Annotated in this window: 21 protein-coding genes and 1 pseudogene; 6 read left to right on the top strand and 16 right to left on the bottom strand. The window is 37.9% G+C overall.

The window, feature by feature from the left end:
- The first annotated feature begins 204 nt into the window (after positions 1 to 204).
- From KFO40_RS22890 to KFO40_RS22880, 3 genes are all read left to right on the top strand, one after another.
- Complete coding sequence (locus KFO40_RS22890) at positions 205 to 2,706, top strand: endonuclease MutS2 (RefSeq protein ID WP_211146838.1); 2,502 nt, start codon at positions 205 to 207, stop codon at positions 2,704 to 2,706.
- Between the two features lie 86 nt (positions 2,707 to 2,792).
- Positions 2,793 to 3,845 carry a magnesium/cobalt transporter CorA gene (corA, locus tag KFO40_RS22885; RefSeq protein ID WP_004315191.1) on the top strand — a complete coding sequence of 351 codons (1,053 nt, stop codon included), beginning with the start codon at positions 2,793 to 2,795 and terminating at the stop codon, positions 3,843 to 3,845.
- 19 nt (positions 3,846 to 3,864) lie between these two features.
- Complete coding sequence (locus KFO40_RS22880) at positions 3,865 to 5,073, top strand: L-serine ammonia-lyase (RefSeq protein ID WP_008775057.1); 1,209 nt, start codon at positions 3,865 to 3,867, stop codon at positions 5,071 to 5,073.
- A 64-nt stretch (positions 5,074 to 5,137) separates the two neighbouring features.
- Here the strand turns inward: KFO40_RS22880 and KFO40_RS22875 are convergent, their stop codons facing one another.
- The 5 genes and pseudogenes from KFO40_RS22875 to KFO40_RS22855 all read right to left on the bottom strand — a co-directional run bounded on the left by KFO40_RS22875 (position 5,138) and on the right by KFO40_RS22855 (position 8,137).
- On the bottom strand, positions 5,138 to 5,638 hold the full coding sequence (locus KFO40_RS22875; RefSeq protein ID WP_141409041.1) for a PepSY-like domain-containing protein: 501 nt from the start codon (positions 5,636 to 5,638) through the stop codon (positions 5,138 to 5,140).
- 37 nt (positions 5,639 to 5,675) lie between these two features.
- A complete protein-coding gene (locus tag KFO40_RS22870) occupies positions 5,676 to 6,122 on the bottom strand; it encodes a PepSY-like domain-containing protein (protein ID WP_117810406.1) in 447 nt (148 codons plus the stop codon).
- 132 nt (positions 6,123 to 6,254) lie between these two features.
- A pseudogene (locus KFO40_RS22865) lies at positions 6,255 to 6,791 on the bottom strand (PD-(D/E)XK nuclease domain-containing protein); the annotation flags it as partial.
- Between the two features lie 618 nt (positions 6,792 to 7,409).
- Positions 7,410 to 7,790 (bottom strand): group II intron maturase-specific domain-containing protein, encoded by a 381-nt coding sequence (locus KFO40_RS25990; RefSeq protein ID WP_083444225.1) that lies wholly within the window; start codon positions 7,788 to 7,790, stop codon positions 7,410 to 7,412.
- Positions 7,769 to 8,137 (bottom strand): reverse transcriptase domain-containing protein, encoded by a 369-nt coding sequence (locus KFO40_RS22855; RefSeq protein WP_255344450.1) that lies wholly within the window; start codon positions 8,135 to 8,137, stop codon positions 7,769 to 7,771. The genes KFO40_RS25990 and KFO40_RS22855 overlap by 22 nt, the downstream gene beginning before the upstream one ends.
- Before the next feature lie 356 nt (positions 8,138 to 8,493).
- Here KFO40_RS22855 and KFO40_RS22850 point away from each other — a divergent pair, with 356 nt between their 5' ends.
- The 3 genes from KFO40_RS22850 to KFO40_RS22840 are packed head-to-tail and all read left to right on the top strand — an operon-like array spanning position 8,494 to position 9,748.
- Positions 8,494 to 8,727: a hypothetical protein gene (locus tag KFO40_RS22850; protein WP_008643094.1), complete on the top strand. Its 234-nt coding sequence runs from the start codon at positions 8,494 to 8,496 to the stop codon at positions 8,725 to 8,727.
- Positions 8,728 to 8,755: 28 nt separating this feature from the next.
- Positions 8,756 to 9,172, top strand: a complete 417-nt coding sequence (locus KFO40_RS22845) for a protein-export chaperone SecB (RefSeq protein ID WP_008643092.1) — start codon at positions 8,756 to 8,758, stop codon at positions 9,170 to 9,172.
- A 12-nt stretch (positions 9,173 to 9,184) separates the two neighbouring features.
- The gene (locus KFO40_RS22840) at positions 9,185 to 9,748 is read left to right on the top strand and encodes a hypothetical protein (protein ID WP_008643090.1); all 564 of its coding nucleotides are present in this window, start codon (positions 9,185 to 9,187) and stop codon (positions 9,746 to 9,748) included.
- Between the two features lie 397 nt (positions 9,749 to 10,145).
- Here the strand turns inward: KFO40_RS22840 and KFO40_RS22835 are convergent, their stop codons facing one another.
- The 11 genes from KFO40_RS22835 to KFO40_RS22785 all read right to left on the bottom strand — a co-directional run bounded on the left by KFO40_RS22835 (position 10,146) and on the right by KFO40_RS22785 (position 21,192).
- Positions 10,146 to 10,502 carry a hypothetical protein gene (locus KFO40_RS22835; RefSeq protein ID WP_008021509.1) on the bottom strand — a complete coding sequence of 119 codons (357 nt, stop codon included), beginning with the start codon at positions 10,500 to 10,502 and terminating at the stop codon, positions 10,146 to 10,148.
- A 1,169-nt stretch (positions 10,503 to 11,671) separates the two neighbouring features.
- Positions 11,672 to 12,406 (bottom strand): WecB/TagA/CpsF family glycosyltransferase, encoded by a 735-nt coding sequence (locus KFO40_RS22830; protein WP_087321347.1) that lies wholly within the window; start codon positions 12,404 to 12,406, stop codon positions 11,672 to 11,674.
- 234 nt (positions 12,407 to 12,640) lie between these two features.
- A complete protein-coding gene (locus KFO40_RS22825; RefSeq protein ID WP_087321346.1) occupies positions 12,641 to 13,714 on the bottom strand; it encodes a glycosyltransferase family 4 protein in 1,074 nt (357 codons plus the stop codon).
- Positions 13,715 to 13,768: 54 nt separating this feature from the next.
- On the bottom strand, positions 13,769 to 14,899 hold the full coding sequence (locus tag KFO40_RS22820) for a glycosyltransferase family 4 protein (protein ID WP_087321344.1): 1,131 nt from the start codon (positions 14,897 to 14,899) through the stop codon (positions 13,769 to 13,771).
- Positions 14,896 to 15,363 carry a D-glycero-alpha-D-manno-heptose-1,7-bisphosphate 7-phosphatase gene (locus KFO40_RS22815; protein WP_087321434.1) on the bottom strand — a complete coding sequence of 156 codons (468 nt, stop codon included), beginning with the start codon at positions 15,361 to 15,363 and terminating at the stop codon, positions 14,896 to 14,898. The genes KFO40_RS22820 and KFO40_RS22815 overlap by 4 nt, the downstream gene beginning before the upstream one ends.
- Positions 15,364 to 15,399: 36 nt before the next feature.
- Positions 15,400 to 16,530, bottom strand: a complete 1,131-nt coding sequence (locus tag KFO40_RS22810; RefSeq protein WP_087321342.1) for a hypothetical protein — start codon at positions 16,528 to 16,530, stop codon at positions 15,400 to 15,402.
- Positions 16,531 to 16,652: 122 nt separating this feature from the next.
- Positions 16,653 to 17,357, bottom strand: a complete 705-nt coding sequence (locus tag KFO40_RS22805) for a nucleotidyltransferase family protein (protein ID WP_087321340.1) — start codon at positions 17,355 to 17,357, stop codon at positions 16,653 to 16,655.
- Between the two features lie 6 nt (positions 17,358 to 17,363).
- A complete protein-coding gene (locus KFO40_RS22800; protein ID WP_087321338.1) occupies positions 17,364 to 17,960 on the bottom strand; it encodes an SIS domain-containing protein in 597 nt (198 codons plus the stop codon).
- Positions 17,961 to 17,987: 27 nt separating this feature from the next.
- A complete protein-coding gene (locus tag KFO40_RS22795; RefSeq protein ID WP_087321336.1) occupies positions 17,988 to 19,028 on the bottom strand; it encodes a dehydrogenase in 1,041 nt (346 codons plus the stop codon).
- Positions 19,025 to 20,218: a glycosyltransferase gene (locus tag KFO40_RS22790; RefSeq protein WP_087321333.1), complete on the bottom strand. Its 1,194-nt coding sequence runs from the start codon at positions 20,216 to 20,218 to the stop codon at positions 19,025 to 19,027. Before KFO40_RS22790 ends, KFO40_RS22795 begins: the two co-directional genes overlap by 4 nt.
- Positions 20,219 to 20,361: 143 nt before the next feature.
- Positions 20,362 to 21,192, bottom strand: a complete 831-nt coding sequence (locus KFO40_RS22785) for an acyltransferase (RefSeq protein WP_087321332.1) — start codon at positions 21,190 to 21,192, stop codon at positions 20,362 to 20,364.
- Positions 21,193 to 21,465: the final 273 nt, after the last annotated feature.

The following is a 21,465-nucleotide window of genomic DNA, read 5'->3' as shown; positions in this document are numbered from 1 at the left end:
TTCGAACCCCGGGTACCTCGCAGTACAACGGTTTTCAAGACCGCCGCAATCGACCACTCTGCCACCTCTCCAAAACTCCTTTATCAGAAGTGCTTTCCGTTGAAAGCGGTGCAAAGGTACGAATCATTTTTAAATCTGCAAACATTCTGATAATTTTTTCGCGAATTAATCGTATTTTTGCAGTCCATTAGTAAGAACAAAGATATGATATACCCTCAAAATTTTGAGCAAAAGATAGGATTCGACCAAATCAGACAGTTACTAAAAGATAAGTGTCTTAGCACTTTAGGCGAAGAAAGAGTTACAGACATGAAATTTTCCGAGCAACATGAAGAAGTAGAGGAGAAATTAAACCAGGTAACAGAGTTTGTCCGTATCATCCAGGAAGAAGACGGATTTCCCGATCAATTTTTCTTTGATGTCCGCCCTTCACTAAAGCGAGTGCGGATAGAAGGAATGTATCTGGACGAGCAAGAACTATTCGACCTGCGCCGTTCGTTAGAAACCATCCGTGACATTGTACGCTTTCTCCATCGAAATGAAGATGAAGAAGAGAACGATACCCCCTACCCCAGCCTGAAACGACTGGCAGGAGATATAGCTGTTTTCCCTCAACTGATAGGAAAAATAGACGGTATCCTTAACAAATATGGAAAAATCAAGGATAATGCTTCCACCGAATTAGCCCGTATACGTCGCGAGCTTGCCAGTACGATGGGAAATATTTCCCGCTCGTTAAACAGCATTCTGCGCAGCGCACAATCCGAAGGATACGTAGATAAAGACGTAGCTCCCACCATGCGTGACGGACGTTTGGTGATCCCCGTCGCACCCGGACTCAAGCGAAAAATCAAAGGTATTGTACACGATGAATCCGCTAGCGGGAAAACAGTGTTTATAGAACCGGCGGAAGTCGTAGAAGCCAACAACCGTATTCGCGAACTCGAAGGCGACGAACGACGCGAAATTATTCGCATCCTTACCGAGTTTTCAAACATCCTCCGTCCGTCCATCCCGGAAATTCTTCAATCATACGAATTTCTGGCAGAAATAGATTTTATCCGCGCGAAAAGCTATTTCGCCATACAGACCAATAGTCTGAAACCCGCCGTAGAGAATGAGCAACTACTGGACTGGACAATGGCTGTGCATCCTTTATTACAACTTTCACTTGCCAAACACGGAAAGAAAGTCGTACCACTGGATATAGAACTGAATCAAAAACAACGTATTCTTATTATATCCGGTCCGAATGCCGGAGGTAAGTCCGTCTGCCTCAAAACAGTCGGTTTACTGCAATATATGTTGCAATGCGGTATGCTTATTCCCTTGCACGAACGCAGTCACGCCGGTATATTCAGCAGCATCTTTATCGATATTGGTGATGAGCAATCTATTGAAGACGATTTGAGTACCTACTCTTCTCACCTGACCAACATGAAAATCATGATGAAGAGTTGCAACGAACGGAGCCTCATCCTGATTGACGAGTTCGGTGGAGGTACGGAACCGCAAATTGGAGGCGCTATTGCCGAAGCCGTCCTGAAACGTTTCAACCAGAAAGGAACATTCGGAGTCATCACCACCCACTACCAGAATCTGAAACATTTTGCCGAAGATCATGAAGGAGTAGTGAACGGAGCCATGCTTTACGACCGCCATCTCATGCAAGCACTTTTCCAGCTACAAATCGGAAATCCCGGAAGTTCGTTTGCCGTAGAAATCGCACGAAAAATCGGATTGCCGGAAGATGTCATTGCAGATGCTTCGGAAATCGTAGGAAGTGAATATATCAATGCCGACAAATACCTTCAGGACATCGTGCGCGACAAGCGTTACTGGGAAGGAAAACGTCAAACTATCCGTCAACGGGAAAAACACATGGAAGAAACCATTGCCCGCTACCAAACGGAAATGGAAGAGTTGCAGAAATCACGGAAAGAGATCATCCGGCAAGCAAAAGAAGAAGCGGAACGGATGCTTCAGGAATCCAATGCACGCATTGAAAACACAATACGCACAATCAAGGAAGCACAAGCTGAAAAGGAAAAGACACGCCAGGCACGTCAGGAACTGACAGACTTCCGTACTTCTTTAGATGCGCTGGCTTCTAAAGAGCATGAAGAGAAGATTGCACAGAAAATGAAGAAATTAAAGGAGAAACAAGAACGGAAGAAAAATAAGAAAAACGAACCGAAAGCCGCAGTCTCTTCCCCGTCAAGTGCTCCTAAAGTAGTGCCGATTGCAGTAGGTGAAAATGTAAAAATCAAAGGACAGACAAGTGTCGGCCAAGTGATGGAAATCAATGGTAAAAATGCGACCGTTGCTTTTGGAAGCATAAAAACGACCGTAAAAATAGACCGTTTGGAACGTACTAATAATGCACCCAAGACGGAAGGAATCGCCAAAAGCACCTTTGTCAGTAGCCAGACACACGATCAGATGTACGAAAAGAAGCTTAGTTTCAAACAGGACATCGATGTGCGTGGAATGCGTGGAGACGAAGCTCTGCAAGCAGTCACCTATTTTATCGATGACGCCATATTAGTCGGCATGGACCGTGTACGCATCCTTCACGGCACAGGAACGGGAATACTTCGTACATTAATCCGCCAGTATCTGGCCACCGTACCGGGAGTGAGCCACTATGCCGACGAACATGTGCAGTTTGGCGGTGCCGGAATCACAGTAGTTGATTTTGACTAACCTGTAAACAAAACGTCCAAAGAACTTGTTCTCATTTAGAAAACCACTACCTTTGTTACAGTGGTTTTCTAAAACGAGAATAAAGCATGAAGAATAATCTGTTAAGCGAAAAGCTTATTTACACAGGAGACAGTCTTACTCCTACCCACTTACATCTTTGTACTTACAATGCTACCGAGATGCAAGAAAGCGCCAACGACACCTTTCAAGCCATCAAGGGAACACTGAACAGCGATCGGATCAATTGGCTACAAATACACGGAATGAAAGATACGGAGACTATCCGTGAAATTTGCAGTCATTTTGAAATAGACTTCCTAGTCCTGCAAGATATACTGAATGCGGATCATCCTACCAAGATAGAAGAGCACGACAAATACATCGTCCTGATCTTAAAAATATTCTACCCCAACGAACATAAAGAAGAAGACGAACTGGACGAGTTGCTCCAACAGCAAGTTTGTCTTATTCTAGGTAATAACTACGTACTTACTTTCCTCGAAAAAGAAACCGACTTCTTCGATGATGTCAGTTCCGCTCTGCGCAATGATGTCTTGAAAATACGCAGCCGCCAGACTGATTATCTACTTAGCGTGCTGCTCAACAGCATCATGGGAAACTATATTTCAACAATCTCTTCCATTGATGACGCACTCGAAGATTTGGAAGAAGAACTGCTCACCATCACCAGCGGTGATGACATCGGAATTCAGATTCAGGCATTACGACGCCAATATATGCTGATGAAAAAATCCATCCTTCCACTAAAAGAACAATATATCAAGTTACTACGGGCAGAAAACCTGCTCATTCACAAAGTGAACCGTGCCTTTTTCAATGATGTAAACGACCACTTGCAATTTGTATTACAGACCATTGAGATCTGCCGGGAAACTCTTTCCTCATTAGTCGATCTGTACATCTCCAACAATGATTTACGTATGAACGACATCATGAAGAGATTAACCATCGTATCCACCATCTTTATCCCTTTGACATTTCTGGTCGGAGTATGGGGAATGAATTACAAATGGATGCCCGAGCTCGAATGGCAATACGGGTATTTATTTGCCTGGATTGTAATGGCAATTATCGGTATTATTGTATATTTGTACTTCAGAAAAAAGAAATGGTATTAACAAAAACACATCATCAGTCATGAAATCGATAAAAGAGCTATATAGAATAGGCACAGGACCTTCCAGTAGCCACACTATGGGACCGCGCAAAGCTGCCGAAATGTTTCTGGAACGTCATCCGGATGCTGCATCTTTTAAAGTAACCCTTTACGGCAGTTTAGCTGCTACAGGCAAAGGACACATGACGGATGTAGCCATTATAGACACTTTGCAACCCACTGCCCCGGTAGAAATTGTGTGGCAGCCCAAAGTCTTTCTACCGTTCCATCCGAACGGAATGACATTTGCAGCTCTGGATAACAACGATAAAGTGCAGGAGAATTGGACTGTTTATAGCATCGGTGGTGGTGCATTGGCAGAAAATAATGACAATCCAACCATCGAAAGCCCCGATGTATATGGTATGGAAAACATGACTGAAATACTCCAATGGTGTGAAGATACCGGAAAAAGTTATTGGGAATACGTAAAGGAATGCGAGGAAGAAGATATATGGGACTACCTGGCTGAAGTATGGGCTACCATGAAAGATGCCATTCACCGTGGACTCGAAGCAGAGGGCGTACTACCCGGACCACTAAATCTCCGGCGGAAAGCCTCCACTTACTACATACGTGCCACCGGATACAAACAATCCCTGCAATCCAGAGGACTCGTCTTCTCTTATGCTTTGGCCGTAAGTGAAGAAAATGCTTCCGGTGGTAAAATAGTAACCGCTCCTACCTGTGGCTCCTGCGGAGTCATGCCCGCCGTACTTTATCATCTTCAAAAAAGCCGTGACTTTAGCGATATGCGCATTTTACGTGCGTTAGCCACTGCCGGTTTGTTTGGCAACATCGTCAAATTCAACGCATCCATTTCCGGAGCAGAAGTAGGTTGTCAGGGAGAAGTAGGTGTTGCCTGCGCAATGGCTTCGGCTGCCGCCAATCAATTGTTCGGGGGCAGTCCTGCACAAATTGAGTATGCAGCAGAAATGGGCTTGGAACACCATTTGGGAATGACTTGCGACCCGGTATGCGGATTGGTACAAATTCCCTGCATCGAACGAAATGCATACGCCGCCGCACGTGCGCTGGATGCTAATCTTTATTCAGCTTTCACCGATGGCATGCACCGTGTCTCTTTCGACAAAGTAGTGCAAGTGATGAAACAGACCGGACATGACCTACCGTCACTCTATAAAGAAACAAGTGAAGGAGGATTGGCCAAGGATTACAAACAAATGTAATTATAAAAAGCAACGAACCATTCTTTTTATAGAAATGGTTCGTTGTCATTTTTATGATTAAAAGTTATTCAGTTGGCGGCCAATTCGTATCGTCTCCGTTACTGATATCTTTCTCATGTATCAATCCACCATCCTGCGTGAAATAAAGCGAGTAGCGCTGGCTACCTTGTTTCACCTGAATCACAGATTCCATCGGATTCTGTGGAAATGTCAACACATATACATCTGTCACTACCCACGCGTTATATTTAGAATCTATAAAAGCCGTATAAACAGCCGGCACCAACTGATCAATACTGTTCAGTTCATTTTCTGTCATCACCCAGTTGGCATTAGCATCAAACCAGACTTCCAATTCATCATTGCTCACCCAACAGTCAGCTACATAATAAGCACCTTTCATCTCCCATTCTATATTCTGGGCAGCCGGATATACCTGTTTCAAGGCCTCCGTAATATTACTGGGCGGAACAAAAGTATCATCATCGTCATTATCACATGCGCCGAAAGAAAAGGCAGTCATAAGCAACACTACTGCCCATGCGCTAAACTTAAATCTCCACATAGTTATCTTCTTGTTTAGGTCTATTTACTGCAACTAGTTAATCATCGGTCTTGATAAATTTTCCTTTCTTATCAAATTTGAAAGAAAGCCCGGTAGACAATTCAATCTCATACCCTTTGCGGTCACGTTCCACTTTTGTCACTCCTTCATTCACAAAATTATGTGCTTTCAGGTAGTTGACAGCGAATCCCGGAACAATACTAACAGGAACAGTCTGCCCTTTCTTAGCACTTACCTCTTCCCAGTTTCCCTTACTGTCAAAATCAATTTCCGTACCATCCATCAATAACACTTCATACTTGGTAGATTCCATCATATCCTTATCAATTTTGATATGGGCAACCTGTGGTTTTGTAAAATTACTATTGATAAAATTACGTGCCGGAAGCGGCAACTGATTCATGTCTTTAGTTATCACATCTTTTGCGAATGAAAACTGCACGGCTACCAGAGCCAGTACAAGTAGAGATAGAAATTTCTTCATAATCGTTATTCTTTTAGCGTTAATACTATACTTTATTCTATGCTACAAATAACGATACAGATTCCGGAAAGATTTAGGAATATTATGAGTTTGCTCTTTTTTTGTATTCTTTAACCATCCTAAAAAACAGAATCATCCTTCCATCTTCCATTCCCCAATTGTGCATCGTTCACTATCAAAACTGACAGCTATCTTTATAATCGGGAGTCCACACAAAGCAAAACGTTCAGGATAATTTTTCAAATTAATCTGTTCCATCGCCCGATCCGCTCCTTTATCCAACTTCTAATGTCCCTCATATTTCGTATTATCGCACTGAGGTATGGTGGACAAGAACATTTGCAAACGACGCAATGCAGCATCTATATCCCCATTACGGATATCTCGAGAAAGATACGCCACCATAGTATTGGTTTCCGGTGCTTTACTAGCAACATAATATGGAAGAAGACTTTTCATTAAGCCTATTCTTACTTCCTTATTGGGGATATCCAATGTATATAAGTCCAATTCCTCATCATAGTCCTTTATCGTAATATAACCACTTTGATATAACAACGGGATAATGCTTGTCATCCTTTCTGTTGGTGCATCAAAATCCTCTACAGCGGCCTTTTTCTTCCCGATTTCGGAAGGTTCTACTCCAAACTTATCCAGCATCTTTATCAGATCTCAATTTCCGACAGGTCTGTGCTTTCCATTATAATGGCAGTAGGTATACCTGCCATTTTCAAACAGCGAGCAACTTCTTTTATGCCTTCTTCCAGACCTTTCTGCATACCTTCTATCACCTTTTCGGTATGTTCGTATGAACCAAACGGTAATAATGATAGAACCCATCACCAAATCGGGATGCTCGCCGAAGACGCGCTTGAACGTCAAACCTGCTTTGGGGTCTAAGTATCTCATTATATTTATATAACCGTTGTTAGTCATTAATATTTGCCAAAGATAAAAAGAATTCAGGGAATTAACACCATTATATACGAACTTAATCTAAGAAAGATGAGTTTATGCAGCCATCTATAGTTGTATCTCCATCATTCTTTATTTCTTTCCATTTGTGTGGCAACATTTGTAGCAGTTCCTCATAATTTGCCTTCTGCATATATGGCATTCTTGCTATAACGTCATTCGGATAAGTGCGCGAATTTACTTTATGCGCTTTGCACATCGCCAGCAACGGGTACATATCCTACTTGCCAATGATAAAACAGATTGGGGTCTTTCTGAGAGATGCCGGCTAACCAATAATGAGCAGATATGACACCACGATGACGAAGTCTTTTATATTTTGTCTTTGCCCAATAGGCAATAATAATTTATCCATCCTCTTACGACATCATTGATATATGATGCCACAAATCGTAGGCTTCGATTATGGAGACGTTTGAGATTCCAGGATTTTATTGTTTCATGTATGCTACTTACCGATTTCTTGCTTATAGCAGGCAAATAACTTGTGAATAAGACATTGTTGCGTTTATCTTTTGCCGCTCTTGGTCTGAAAGTAAAGCCTAAATAATCAAAAGAAGTACAATGATAGTGCTCTGATGAACGACTGCTCATTTTGCAGAAGACTATTTTCATCTTTTCCTCATTAAGTCTCAATTTACATTCAGCAAAACGTTCTCCAAGACTTTCCTTTATGTATTCGGCTTGAGCCAATGTACTACTATGACAAACACAATCATCAGCATATCTCTCAAAAGATATGTGAGGATATTTTTATAAGACATCCATTTATCAAAGGTATAGTGCAAGAACAGGTTTGCTAAAATTGGACATATGACTGAACCCTGTGGTACTCCCATGTGTCTCTTTACAATCTGTCCATCACTTCTCTGATAAGAGACGGTCAACCAGCGTTTTATATAGAGAAGTATCCATTTTATCTTGATATGCTTCTCCACCGCTCTCATTAGTAAGCCATGGTCGATTGTATCAAAGAACTTGGATATATCCATATCTAAAACCCATGTATACTTCCAACACCGTCTTTCTGCCTTGGCTATGGCATCATGCCTTGAAAGGTCGAAATATAAAATATTATCAAATGAAGCTAAAGCCTAATAGCTATTTATTAGAAGCCGAGTTAATTAAATAGAGTACTAAATTTAAGATGGAGGAATAAACAAAGTTCTTCTTGTAGATGTTGATACCAATAAAGATGTAGATATAGCTAGAAATCATCTTAATAATAGTGATAAGAATGCTCTTAAAGGTTAAATTAGAGCTATTGATAATGATTTTACTGTTGTTTGATGTTGTTGATTATAAAGTTATCACTATATTTGCATCATCAATCACTAATAGAATAGTATTAATTATATAGAGTACCCCCTCTATTATTAAAAGGAGGAAACAATTTATGGGAAAATTAGTAGATGAACTCTTAGCTTATTTATCTAAAGCTTCTAAAGAACAATTGGTTAAAGATTGGGAAGAATTGAAAGAGTTTAATGAAGTTGGTCCTGAGGTTACAAGTTTTATTGAGCAATCTCTAGAAACAATCCAGATATGCGATTCCGTACCAGAGATAGCAATTTCAAATAAATTTGGAAATCCAGAGTTTACTCTGGATTTTTTTTATCTAGCAGCTTAACTTTAATTACATTAACTATTATATAAAAATGGACAAAGCAGTTTTTTCTTTAATTGGATATAAATTCAATCATGTATCATTAAATTTAGACAACATACCATCCAATGCATCATTTGATTTAGAGTTTACTCCTAAAGGCGAATATGTTCAATCAGAAGGTCTTTATAACTTGGATTTTATATTTAAGGCATGGGAGAAAGGCGAGGAGCAATCTAATCCCAAAATTCTTGTTAATTGTGTTGCATCTTTTAAATTCAAAGAAAATATTTCATTAGCAGAAATACCAAATTTCTTTTATCCCAACAGCATTGCAATATTATTCCCTTATGTTAGGGCTTTTGTGAGTACTTTAACATTGCAGGCTAACATAAAACCTATTTTACTACCTACGCTGAACCTCTCTTCATTGCAAGACATACTTAGAGAGAATACAACAACTAAGTAAGACTTTATTCTAATGGGAGTAAAAAAGATATTTCAAACGTTAGAAGATAGAAATAATCCTGACGAAGTTGAAAGTCAGGGACCTTTTATTTGTACAAATAACCCTTGGCTGGGAAAAGGATATTATTTCTGGGATACTTTCTTGGACTTAGCACATTGGTGGGGCAAACAGGTACATAGTGGAAATTATATAATCTGTCAAACATTTATAGAAGATAATTCTGAATATATTTTAGATTTAGTAGGAAATACTCAACACCTTATTGAATTTAAAGAATATGCTGATGTTTTAAAACAAACATACAACACCAAAGGGCCTATTACAGTTCCCTTTATTATTGAGCATATGAAAAAAATGACAGATTTTCATTACAAAGCTATTCGGGCAAATCCTATAAATTCAACTAGCGGCGATGAATATTTTAACTCTCAGAAGTTGCGCTTTATAAAGAAAAATCCTGCTTATTTGGAGTTAATTCCACCTATTCAGATATGCGTAATAAATAAAGAGATATTGGGCAAGAATAGATTTAGAATTATTTATCCAGAGACCTATTGTGAAGGTTATACAATATAAAAAGCCGGACTAACCATCCGGCTTTTTATTACCCAGCAACAAGTCCATTTGAGCTTTGTCTTACTTTCGCTGAAACTTTACGGTCATAGTATTTCATACTACCACCATCCATTACCCCTTTGGAGCGCGTGAATGTAGTCATTCGATTGTAAGCATCAGATAAAGTACACTATAAAAAATGACTGTATCTCTTTTCAAGTATGCAGCCATCTATAGTTTATACCAACGATCCTCACAGACAGTTGGTATATTTCACATATAGATACATATCAGTTTTTACACCGATACGAGGGTCAAGTTAAAAATATACCGCTGTACGATTTCTAACCTGCAAAATGTAGGGATTTCATGAGTTTATCATGAATCTAGGGACCTACATATTTCTTCATTTCAACATTTATCTTATACCATCCCAATGCATTACTACCACCCACTCTTTCGGTTGGTAAGTTCCGTGAAAACGGTGCGGAATCGTAGCAACCACCAAATCACAATTGGAAGCTAATACGGTTCTTAATTCCTTTAGCAACATATCCATTCGAACAATTAAATGAAGATACTTCATCATACACCGTATCACCCGTACATACTGATAAATGCACATATCCTCTCCCCGTCTTATCTCACTCAGTGTATTGGGAGAAATAGCAAATTCGCTGGAAAAGAAACTGTTACTGAAAATACGATCCGTTCCCATTAAAGCCAATACCAAATTGCTTAAAAACTCGTATGGTTTCTGTTTTTCTTTTGCCATGTCATTCTATGATTAATAATTTATAATATTTCAGTTTTTATTACTTTATCAAATATTGTCCACATAGGGAAACAATTAGCGATCCACTGCTAAAATCAACTGTCACTGACACTATTCACAAAAAACATATTACGTGAGCTTCCTGCATTTTTTCGAGCACACAAATTTTCGTCCCTAAAAAAGCAACGATAGTTTATCGACTGGATACAAGCAAGTTACAAATCTCACATACCTCTTCTTTCCCCCACCAACGCGCCCTCCTTTCAAAAGGACAAAAGGACATAAGGACAAAAATCCCCTATGGTACTATAAAAATTCCAATGCCAACGACGAAGCCTATTAGTTGGGAGAGGAATTCCAGAAAGGAGCTCCTTTATTTTCCCCGAATTTGTACAATAATATCACCATATTGTCGAATGATTGTATTATTGAAGGCGGAAGCAAACGCGAACAAGATATCGCTCTTCTTTCCAAGCACGGCCCTTTCACTAAATAATCCTGACAATATAGGTAATTTTGTTCAAGAGTTGCCCAATCATTTCATGACAGACAAAACGATTCAGGTTGGCGCAAAACATGATTTCAATATTCGTAAGGTTACACGTCTATAAAAGCACTTAACATAATAAAGATCAGCAATATACCTCATAGTTCTTATAGTAAGATGAATAAAAACAATCATATATGTCCTTTTTGTCCTTTTGTCCTTTTGGAGAACTGGAAAAACATCGGGAGATTTGAAAAAAACATCTCAATAATTGAAATCAAACATTGGGATATTTCGATACAAATCTCCCAATGTTTTTTCTTTATATTTGTGTGTCTAAATACATCACTATACGTAAAATTAGGAAATATCAACGATCTTCACAGACAGTTGATATAGTGGGAAATTCACATCGGCTTTAACCTCCGATGTCAGGGCGTAGATCAGAAAAGCACCGTCGTGCTATTTCTGATCCACAATGTAGGAGAATCATGCTTTTTACAGCATGAAGCTAGGGACCTACATTTTTTTCATCTCACATACGAAACACTCACGTGTTTATTACATCTCAACATTTTATTTTATACCATATTTATTTTCGTTAGCATCCCTTTTACAACTATTAAGTAGCATGGTCCACCACATAAAACTTATCACGAACATTCTCTCCTTGCCAGACCTCTCATCTCATTGTATAACCATATTTTTCTCTACATATATTCCACAAAAACAACACATTACCTACCAGATATCTACGCCACATTCGTTTAGGCTCTTTTAGCAGTCGATAAAACCATTCCAACGAATGTTGTTGCCACCATAATGGAGCCCGTTCAGTAGTACCAGCGTAAAAGTCAAACACCGCCCCTACGGTACCCACATGACAATGAATATTCAATTTTTGCCAATTACTGTAAATCCATTTTTCCTGCTTGGGAGCCGTCATACCAATCCATAAAAGATCTGGATTTGCCTCATTGATAGCCGCCACAATAGCCGCATTATCTTCCTGTGAAAATTCCGGTTTATAAGGAGGAGAATAAGTCACCACTTCCAAATTCGGATAATCCACTGCTGCCCGTTGTTTAATCAATGCCAGTACTTTCTCCGAGCTACCCATAAACATACATCGGCCTCCTTTCTCATTAAGGCGATTCATCTCAAGAACAAAGAGATCCCAACCTGCTATTCGTTCCCGCGGTTGGCTTTGCATCTTTAGCCATTTACAAACCTTCACAATACTTGCTCCATCAGGAATAAGTACATCTCCCTTCATCAGCGCTTTGGCAAATAGTGGATCCTTCACGGCAGTATTGTAAGAATGTGCATTAATAGTGTTTATCAGCAACTTTCCTTGTGGTAATAATTTTAGTTGCTCTGTACTCTCCATGATAGAGAGTTCTTTTAGTTTAATCATATAACTACAATTACCTTATTATACATTTTTCATAAAATTCCGTTGTTCGTCTTGCTATACTGCTTCACAATAGTTTTTATGTCTTACATTTCTGCTAACTAAAATTGGTAAAGTTTTTAACTTACACATAAGTGCTATTTATTAGCATAATCCTGATTGCCGTTTTCAAAAATATCACAATCGTAGTCTTTATCCACTTTCAATAATGTAAGAATGGGATATATGATAAGGGAATTAAGCCATTCCATATATGATATTTAGATTTTGAATATATTTGTGAGGATTAAAATTCTGGAATATTGTTGCCCTCGCTTCATTTCCCAATCTTGACAACATTTCCCTATCATTATTTAAGTTCGTAAGAGCTTCAATTATACTATCTGTATCTTTCATCTTTATAAACAAACCATTCTTACAATCTTCCACCACATCACCAATAGAACCAACATTAGTGGTAACAGGCACAGCTCCATAGCTCATACATTCGAGTAATGACATGGGCAAACCTTCGAAATAGGAAGGCAAAACAAATACATCAAGACTTTTTAAGAAAATATTTTTCTTTTCACCTGACACAATCCCTGCATAAATGAATTGATGCCCCAAATAGCTATCAAATAATGGTAAAAAACTATCTTTCACTTCTTCAGCTCCAGCTAATTTTACGATAAATGGAATTTGCTTAGCTTTCAGCTCACGACAAGCCTGCAATAAATTTTCCATTCCTTTTGTCACAGCAATACGTCCTATATATCCTATATTTAGAGGTTCTATCCAATTATACACTCGCTCAAATGATTCAGCATCCTGCAGGTCAACACAATTAGGCAATGAAAATACCCTCTTAGCTTTTAAAGTTTGCTTGATGATATTTTTCTCATTTTCGCCTAAGACAATAAATGGAACATTCCAACTAAAAACTTTTTTCAGAATCCATTTTAAAAAGGATGAAGCTTCTTTGTAATGAGTCAAAAACACACCACCATGTATGTGAATTACCATCTTACGTTTCTGTTGTAAAGCTATTCCCATAAATAATGGGTCTCTTAAAATTGATGCCTTACTTAATGGAAAATTATAATGAATGATAGCATCCCTTTCCTTGTTCAGCATATTCTTCCACTCTCTCATATTTTTAAGAATTGAAAATATGCGAAATATGCCACCTTCTTCATTATCCTTCCGCCCTAATTCAAAGTGGATGTACTCCTTCTCTTTATTGTTGGATATTATAAATTTTGTTACAGAAGAAATGCCACTCACATTCTTAGACGGATCTAAGGATGGAGCTACTACGATTATTTTCATCGAATATAATTAGATTAGAATATAGAATAGTATCTTTTTTCTTAATACTTAATATTACTTTCCATCTGTTTTGATAGTTATCGCTTTGAATAAATTTATGTAATTCTGCGCAATAGTAGCTTCCGAGAATGTAGACTTTAGTATATTACAATTCGTTCGCATAATCATGTAGTCGTCATAGGTTATTTGAGAGAGGTATTTTAATTTTTCATATAATGCCTCTTTTTCTTTATTATCATATAATAAGGAATTAACTCCATCGGTACATACATCTTTAAAACAAGAGTGATCTGGCGCGATGACAGGAACCCCGTAGTTTACAGCGATCATCAGTGGACCTGAATTTGTAGCATCCCGATAGGGAAAAACCGCGAAATGATGACTGGTGAAAATATCAGGAATCTCTCTGTTATCAACAAATTCCAGATGCATTTCATAAAACTCCGGATGTTTGATCTTCTCTCTACATATTCTTTCTATTTCTTGGTTGCCACATCGTCCGTAAAGTGACAATCGCAAATTTGTCATTCCTTCTTCTATTAGCCTCTCAAAAGCATCGATCAATAAGTCGTAGCCTTTATAGGGCTGAAGAGTTCCAAAAAACAGTATTTTTATCTCTTCTTTTATTGTATTACAAGGTTGTACACTAGGTCGCCCGAAATCTTTATAACTCATGCCGACAAGCTCGCTTCTTTTGTTAGGATAAAGTTGCTTGAATAATTCATGCTGATTTTTGGAAAACAACACATAACATCGAGCTGTCATTAAAGCAATCCACTGAGAAATAATCAAAAAGAGCGGAGGTTTTACACTTGAATGGTTCTTAACGTCATGAATTCCCATAACTAGCGGTATTCTTACACATGTCAGTAAATAAAGACCCTGAAAATATAAATCTTGGCAGCAGGAATAAATCAAAGAAGGATGTATTTTTCTTATTTCTTTGAAACAATCCGCAAACAAACATAGCATCTTCAGACTTCTTCTCCTGAAATTGAAAGGATAAAGATGCAATGTAATCTCAGTTCCTTTCACAAATTCTTTAAAAAAGTCAACATCATAAGGCTCTGTAGGCGACTGTAAGACAAACCAATGCAAATCATATACCTTTGCCAGTTCTTTTACCACTGTAACATCCGTATCAAAGAAACCTAAATTTAAGTAGACTATTGTTTCCCTTTTCATAACAATATTCCTTTGATTCCACAATTCTCCGCGAATTTCATATCACTCTCGCTGTCACCAATCATCAAACAACGCTCTTTTTCTACATCCGGATAGTCCCGCAGTATGTCCAAAAACATACCGTTCCCAGGCTTTCGTCGGTTGTCTTCTTCCGTCAACGCCGTACAATAATATATTTTATCAATCCGTCCGCCATGCGATATTATCTCTTCACACATTCGGCAATGTAGTTCCCGTAAAGCTTGCTCCGTCATTACTCCCTTACCTACACCTCTCTGATTTGTTACAATAAAGATATGCCTAAAATGTTTATTCCATTTCACTAATGCTTCAAAAATGCCAGGCAAAAATTCAAACTCTTCCCAACATTTCACATAGTCATTCGGGCAGAGCTTGTTAATCACTCCGTCGCGGTCCAGCAGCAAGGTATCATATCCTACAACATCAATATCTACTAAATTCATGACTTGATTTTTATCCAATCCATCCACTCTTAATAATCATACCTTTCTTAAACATAGAGCTAATATTAAAAAATAGGCAATACCCGGAGATGAAAGATATGATGTATCACCTACACTCTCTATCAATAGACATAGACTCGCCATTATAGCAAGTCGGTAATATTTCAACGTATTAATATTCTGAATTTGCGAAAATCGTCTTCTCCAAAAAACACAAAAAAGCAACACTCCGACTATCCCAAACTGAGCTAATAAAGGATAAAATGCATCAGCCAAAAAAGCAGGATTATCCGGACTTAGCCCCCACACTTTATCTATATTATATTTATAATATAAAGGAGAATAATACACTCCTGCCGCATTTGAACTAAATGTTGCGAATCCTGAACCCAAAGGGAAATAGTCAACAAATATCTTTAAACTCGTTATATAGGATATAGGCCTTGCTAATTCTTGACTTGAATCTTTAAATCCTTCTATATAATAGAAACTAAATTTTGTCCAGGTAAAGAAAAGAACAACGACCAACAATATTACTTCAATACATATTACCTTTACTGATTCAAAATTCACCTTTTTCTTGACTAATAAAAACAAAGCAACCATCAAAATATATTCTCCAAAAAATTTAGATTTAAGAGAAAGTAAGCCGCTTGTCATTATTAATAGGGTTATGATTACTGCCCTTCTTGATTCGGTTGAAAAGTAATAATATAACAAAGCACAAATGATAGAATTTCGACTAAATTCAGCTCTATCATACCCTAAATTTTCGATTATATGCGGAGTAATAGATATAAGATATAAAACATAACAAAACAGAACCCATTTTCTCAAGAAACGACATTGCCCGGTAGTAAATTGTGGAGATATTGAAAAAGTCGCATAAAATATCAGGTAAGGTTTCACTTGTTGTTGCAAATCATAAAAAATTGCATCTACGGATGTTATAGCAATAAAAATGGAATACGCTACATAAGCCATCATGATTAGTAAAAAACAACAAAACTCCTTATTAAACGTCTTCTTACTTTGCATACAGAAATAAGCAACAAGTAATGCTGTCAGAATTTCATCTGAATAATCAAATTTCCATTCATAGTACAACAACAAGCATATTGGATAATATACTACTACAAATAGAGTATAAAACACATTAGATCTCATCAAGCTTATTTATAAAAAAGATATACGTAAGCACTCTATTATTTCCATTCATAACCTGGCGAAACACATGTATCATATCCTACAACATCAATATCCATTAAATTCATGGGTTAATTTCTGTTTTAGAAAGAAAGATTAGGAAATTCAATATTGGCCTTGGCTAAATCTTCCGGGATTCCAATGTCAATAAAATAACGATCCTGCACGATTCCTGATATACATCCTTTACCACTATTCGGTTCTAATACTTGTGTTTCAAATGAGAATTTCCGGGGTAAATGGTCAAAGAACGGAGTCACTTTATCCAATACATAAATACCTCCATTAATCATCCCTTGTTTACAATATCTTTTTTCTTCAAACACAAGAATCTCACCACGTTCATTGCACTTCACATTTCCATATCGGTCAAAATTGTTCATGGGCTTCAAAGCTAAAGACAGCAATGCATTTTGATTTAGATGCTTGCGAATGAGATCGTTCAAGTCTACATCAAAAAATGTATCTCCATTCAAAATCAAGGCTTCCGCTCCTTCAATCTTGTCCATAGCAAGTTTGATACCACCACCCGTACCGAGAGGTTCATCTTCCACCGCATAATCGAAAGTGAACGGAAATTCATCTTTTACTTCATCAATCCATTGATAGATGACTTCCCGCAGATAGCCTACGGAAAGAATTACACGTGAAACCTCATATCTGGCAAGATACCTTAACAGATACCAAAGGAAAGGCTTTCCCGCCACGGGAGCCATACACTTGGGTATCTCACTCACCACACTGCGCAAACGTGTACCTAATCCGCCCGCCAAAATTATCACTTCCATTAGCCCTTATTTGTTATTGTACTTTTCACCAAAAATATTCTCCTCCACAATGCAGCAGATAATATGTCCAATCAAGGTCTGACACTCCTGTATACGAGGCGTTTCATTACTGGGAACCTTGATAACGATATCAAATTCATCCATCTTGCAGGGATTTGCACCAGTCAGCGCAATAGACGTAATACCTTTCTCACGGCATACTGGCAATACTTCTACAATATTCTCTGAATTACCCGATGTAGAGATACCGATAAACACATCTCCTTTCACACCTTGAGCTTGTATCTGACGAGCAAAAATCTGCTTATAACCATAATCATTGCCAATGGCGGTAATAATAGATGTATCTGTCGTCAGCGCAATTGAAGGAAGCCCCGGGCGATCGAAATAGAATTTACTGACCAACTCGCCGGCAAAGTGCTGAGCATCGGCAGCACTACCACCATTACCAGCAAATAATGTCTTCTTACCATTTCTATATGCCTCCGTACACAAATCAGCAGCCTGCGCTATTCGCGCCATTACCGCTTCATTTTCCAGTAACAAATTCTTTACATATGCACTATCACACACCTGTTTTCTTACTATATCGATAGAATCCATATTGAAAATTTTTACTCTTTATTTATATCACACTTTGTCGGTTGGATAAATTTTCCATCCATGAGCACCTCCCTCAGTAAACTGAAAAGGCATCACAAAACCATTAAGCTTTTTCAATGCATTCACCACTTCTTTTTTGCGTGTCGGCTCCACCATGAGCATTACAAAGCCACCACCGCCAGCTCCACTCACTTTTCCAGCCAATGCACCGGCAGACATTGCCACATCAAAAACTTCTTGAATCATGGGGTTACTAATAGCATTGGCCATTTTCTTTTTGTCTTCCCATGCCTGTCCAAGAATGCGGGCGAACTCATTCATGTCACCTTTCAGCAATGCCAGTTTCATATCCTTCGCACTCTGCTTAATTCTGTGCATGGCTTCTATGGCGTTTTGATTGCCCGACGAAGTATTCTTTTGTTGTTGTTCGATAATCGCCGCACTACTACGGGATGCACCGGTGAAGTAGAGAACCATCGAAGCTTCCAACTCGTCCATTATCCAGCGTTTAATCTTCAAAGGGTTCACTATCACAAAATCATTTGGCAAGAACTCCATATAATTGAAACCACCAAAAGCTGCCGCATACTGATCTTGCTTACCACCAGACAACGCCAAATCCTTACGCTCAATCTCATAAGCCAATCGGGACGCTTCATAATCGCCTAATGGTAAACTTAACCATTCTATGAACGCTTTCAAGATACACACAACCATAGCCGATGAAGTACCGAGTCCGGAACCCGCGGGAGCGTCGTTATAAGTTGTAATCTTAAAGCTTCGCAGACTTATGTCAAAGTCTCTCATTACTCGATTATATACCCCTTTTATAAGACTTGCCTCGCCATCAATCTCCAGCTGTTCTGCCACCCAATAACTCTTATAGCACCGTGCGTCATCACTATCTATGGTAATCAGTCCGTCATAGGTTTCTTCTATGGTACAATAAGTATACAGATTAATGGTGGCATTCAGAATCAGCCCTCCATAGATGTCACTATAAGGCGACACATCACTTCCACCACCTGCCAGTCCGAGCCGCAGGGGAGCTTTACTTCGAATAATCATGATTTATCTTTGAGCAATTCGTTAAAAATCTGTTGCCACCTATCAACAATCTTTTCTACGCTAAACCGCTTACAAGTATCCAGCCCTTTCAATGCCATACGCATACGCATATCCTCATCAATCATCAACGATTTAAGCCGTTTTATATATTCAGTCACATTATTCATGCCAACAATGAATCCATTCTCTCCGTTTTCAATGATGTCATGGCAAGAAGAAAAGGTATCCATTACTATCGGAACAACGCCATTCTCCTGTGATTCAACCAATGTCATCCCCCATCCTTCATGAGCAGAAGTCATCAAGAATATCTTTGCTTTTTTGTAATAATCCAATGGTAATTGATATCCCTCAAATTTTACCCGTTTCAACTGCATCTCTTTTGCCATGTTTTGAAACATAGTTTTGTCGGGACCATCCCCCACTAACGTAAAACTCCAACTATCCAGATTTCTATCCGCTTCTATCTCTTTCCAGATCTTCAGCATGACCGATACTTTCTTATGACTTTCATACATACGACCGACAAATAAGACCATATTCTCTTTCTTATTGAAGTCAGTTTTGTCAAAAGAACATTTTAATGGCAATGGATTATTACAAAAGTCCAATTTGGCTAGATTCCTGTCATTTTTCCGAAAAGAGACATAATCATCCATGAATCCCTTTGCCAGAAATATATACTTGTCCACAAAAGGGAGAGATTCTTCAAGTTGCCTACATCGACTTTCTTTATGCATATAGTCATACAATGTTCTGCCCATTATTTTTTTTATTATATCCAGACCTCTCCAAGTGAGATTGTCGTAATTGGCAGGAAGAAAGAGTGACATATGAAGACACTGCACGACTTTTGCTCTTTTACGCGCATTTTGAGTCGTTTGAGCAGGCCACCATTGATTTATAATAATATCAATGTTTTCTTTTTCTACATAATCAGACAAAAATTTACTCGCAAAAGATATTTCATCTTTTGTGAAAGAAAACTGATGTTCATCTGATTTGATATTCGGAACAAGCACCGATTTTATCCTATTATCAATCAAAGGCATATTCTGCAATTTACTATCCTTTGTGTAGAATACAATGACACTTATACCTCGTTTTACAAATTCATTTGATAAAGTAATAGTTACTGTTTCTCCACCACCATAAATAGGCCAAGGGCGTAATAAAAAAGCAATTTTCATTTTATTTTTTTTTAAACATTCATTCAGTTTTTCTAGTTCATCTAATACTCATATTTCTATTCTTTACAGTAATCTTTATTCTCACTTTATCTATTATTCAATCTTTGCATATCATTGAAATACCCTTGTGAAATGACTTATATCTATTTATAATAGCTAAGTTCGCAAGTATTGTTAACTAGAGGAAGATGCATTGGCATCACACTTTCATTAGGATGAGTTTTAAAAAAATCAATTATTTCATTTTCAAGTTTCGCTGAATTAATTCTCTGATAACCAACCTTTAAAAGTTTTGCAGGTGTTCCAGCCAACAGCATAGACTTATTGGAATCATATTTTTGAGGATAATTTTTGTTTAGAAGACTTCCGTGTGTACAGATAGTATGGTCAGTCGTTTTACATCCCTTAGTTATAACTGTATTATTCCCTATCCAGTTGTAACGACCTATCTCAATAAGACCTTTAATTCTCGGGATATTACCATCCCCATCAATAATATAGTGATGATTACTATCTGAGAATTTACATCCATAAGCTATTCGAGTTCCCTCTCCTAATTGTATGCTATTGTTACAATCCAATAATACGGACTGACCAATCCAGACACGATCACCAAATGTAAGGCAACCATCTGTTATGTTTATGATGGTTCCTTGAGAGATATTGCAATAACCCCTAAAAACTATTTGTCCCAATTTAGATATCTTAATAACCGTTTTAGTTGGAGGTGTATAATAATCTCTATGTCTGCCAATTTTCACCATACCTTTTACCGGAATACAATCGAATGATACAGAACCATTTAAAGATACAAGTTCTATTTTACCATAAATATAAACAGGTAATTTGCAAGCAATATTAAAAGGAAGTGTCCTGAAATTGAAATAAAGAGTATAAAACCAATTAATGCGATTAACACTCAACTTTCTTTCGATAAATCCAAAACTTCGGTTAATAAAATTATTTATGCTCATTTTATAGATTAATTGTAATTTCAACAGTTTACTGTTTTTAATGTACCATGCTTGATATTTCTCAATTGTCTAATTTGAGAACATTCGCCAAAATATTGAAACATGATTTTTAATATTTATTATTTGATTCCAGATCAATAGCTTGTGGAAGCAAGTTCTTATAATCCATCCTCACAAACTGAAGCTCTTTTTTCTTTTCCACAAAGCAAATAGTTCATCCAGTTATCTATACGATATTGTACAATCAAATCTTCAATCTGTTTATTTTTATTT

It is taken from the genome of Bacteroides sp. 1001302B_160321_D4 (genome assembly GCF_015667765.1).
GTDB classification, from domain to species: domain Bacteria; phylum Bacteroidota; class Bacteroidia; order Bacteroidales; family Bacteroidaceae; genus Bacteroides; species Bacteroides xylanisolvens.
Note: the sequence above shows the minus strand (reverse complement) of the source record. Positions and strands in the feature narration are given on the sequence as shown.

Bases quoted from the DNA above. Each gene is read 5' to 3' on its own strand.
- KFO40_RS22890 (WP_211146838.1), top strand. From the start codon at position 205: ATGATATACCCTCAAAATTTTGAGCAAAAGATAGGATTCGACCAAATC.
- corA (WP_004315191.1), top strand. From the start codon at position 2,793: ATGAAGAATAATCTGTTAAGCGAAAAGCTTATTTACACAGGAGACAGT.
- KFO40_RS22880 (WP_008775057.1), top strand. From the start codon at position 3,865: ATGAAATCGATAAAAGAGCTATATAGAATAGGCACAGGACCTTCCAGT.
- KFO40_RS22875 (WP_141409041.1), bottom strand. From the start codon at position 5,638: ATGTGGAGATTTAAGTTTAGCGCATGGGCAGTAGTGTTGCTTATGACT.
- KFO40_RS22870 (WP_117810406.1), bottom strand. From the start codon at position 6,122: ATGAAGAAATTTCTATCTCTACTTGTACTGGCTCTGGTAGCCGTGCAG.
- KFO40_RS22850 (WP_008643094.1), top strand. From the start codon at position 8,494: ATGGGAAAATTAGTAGATGAACTCTTAGCTTATTTATCTAAAGCTTCT.
- KFO40_RS22845 (WP_008643092.1), top strand. From the start codon at position 8,756: ATGGACAAAGCAGTTTTTTCTTTAATTGGATATAAATTCAATCATGTA.
- KFO40_RS22840 (WP_008643090.1), top strand. From the start codon at position 9,185: ATGGGAGTAAAAAAGATATTTCAAACGTTAGAAGATAGAAATAATCCT.
- KFO40_RS22835 (WP_008021509.1), bottom strand. From the start codon at position 10,502: ATGGCAAAAGAAAAACAGAAACCATACGAGTTTTTAAGCAATTTGGTA.
- KFO40_RS22830 (WP_087321347.1), bottom strand. From the start codon at position 12,406: ATGATTAAACTAAAAGAACTCTCTATCATGGAGAGTACAGAGCAACTA.
- KFO40_RS22825 (WP_087321346.1), bottom strand. From the start codon at position 13,714: ATGAAAATAATCGTAGTAGCTCCATCCTTAGATCCGTCTAAGAATGTG.
- KFO40_RS22820 (WP_087321344.1), bottom strand. From the start codon at position 14,899: ATGAAAAGGGAAACAATAGTCTACTTAAATTTAGGTTTCTTTGATACG.
- KFO40_RS22815 (WP_087321434.1), bottom strand. From the start codon at position 15,363: ATGAATTTAGTAGATATTGATGTTGTAGGATATGATACCTTGCTGCTG.
- KFO40_RS22810 (WP_087321342.1), bottom strand. From the start codon at position 16,530: ATGAGATCTAATGTGTTTTATACTCTATTTGTAGTAGTATATTATCCA.
- KFO40_RS22805 (WP_087321340.1), bottom strand. From the start codon at position 17,357: ATGGAAGTGATAATTTTGGCGGGCGGATTAGGTACACGTTTGCGCAGT.
- KFO40_RS22800 (WP_087321338.1), bottom strand. From the start codon at position 17,960: ATGGATTCTATCGATATAGTAAGAAAACAGGTGTGTGATAGTGCATAT.
- KFO40_RS22795 (WP_087321336.1), bottom strand. From the start codon at position 19,028: ATGATTATTCGAAGTAAAGCTCCCCTGCGGCTCGGACTGGCAGGTGGT.
- KFO40_RS22790 (WP_087321333.1), bottom strand. From the start codon at position 20,218: ATGAAAATTGCTTTTTTATTACGCCCTTGGCCTATTTATGGTGGTGGA.
- KFO40_RS22785 (WP_087321332.1), bottom strand. From the start codon at position 21,192: ATGAGCATAAATAATTTTATTAACCGAAGTTTTGGATTTATCGAAAGA.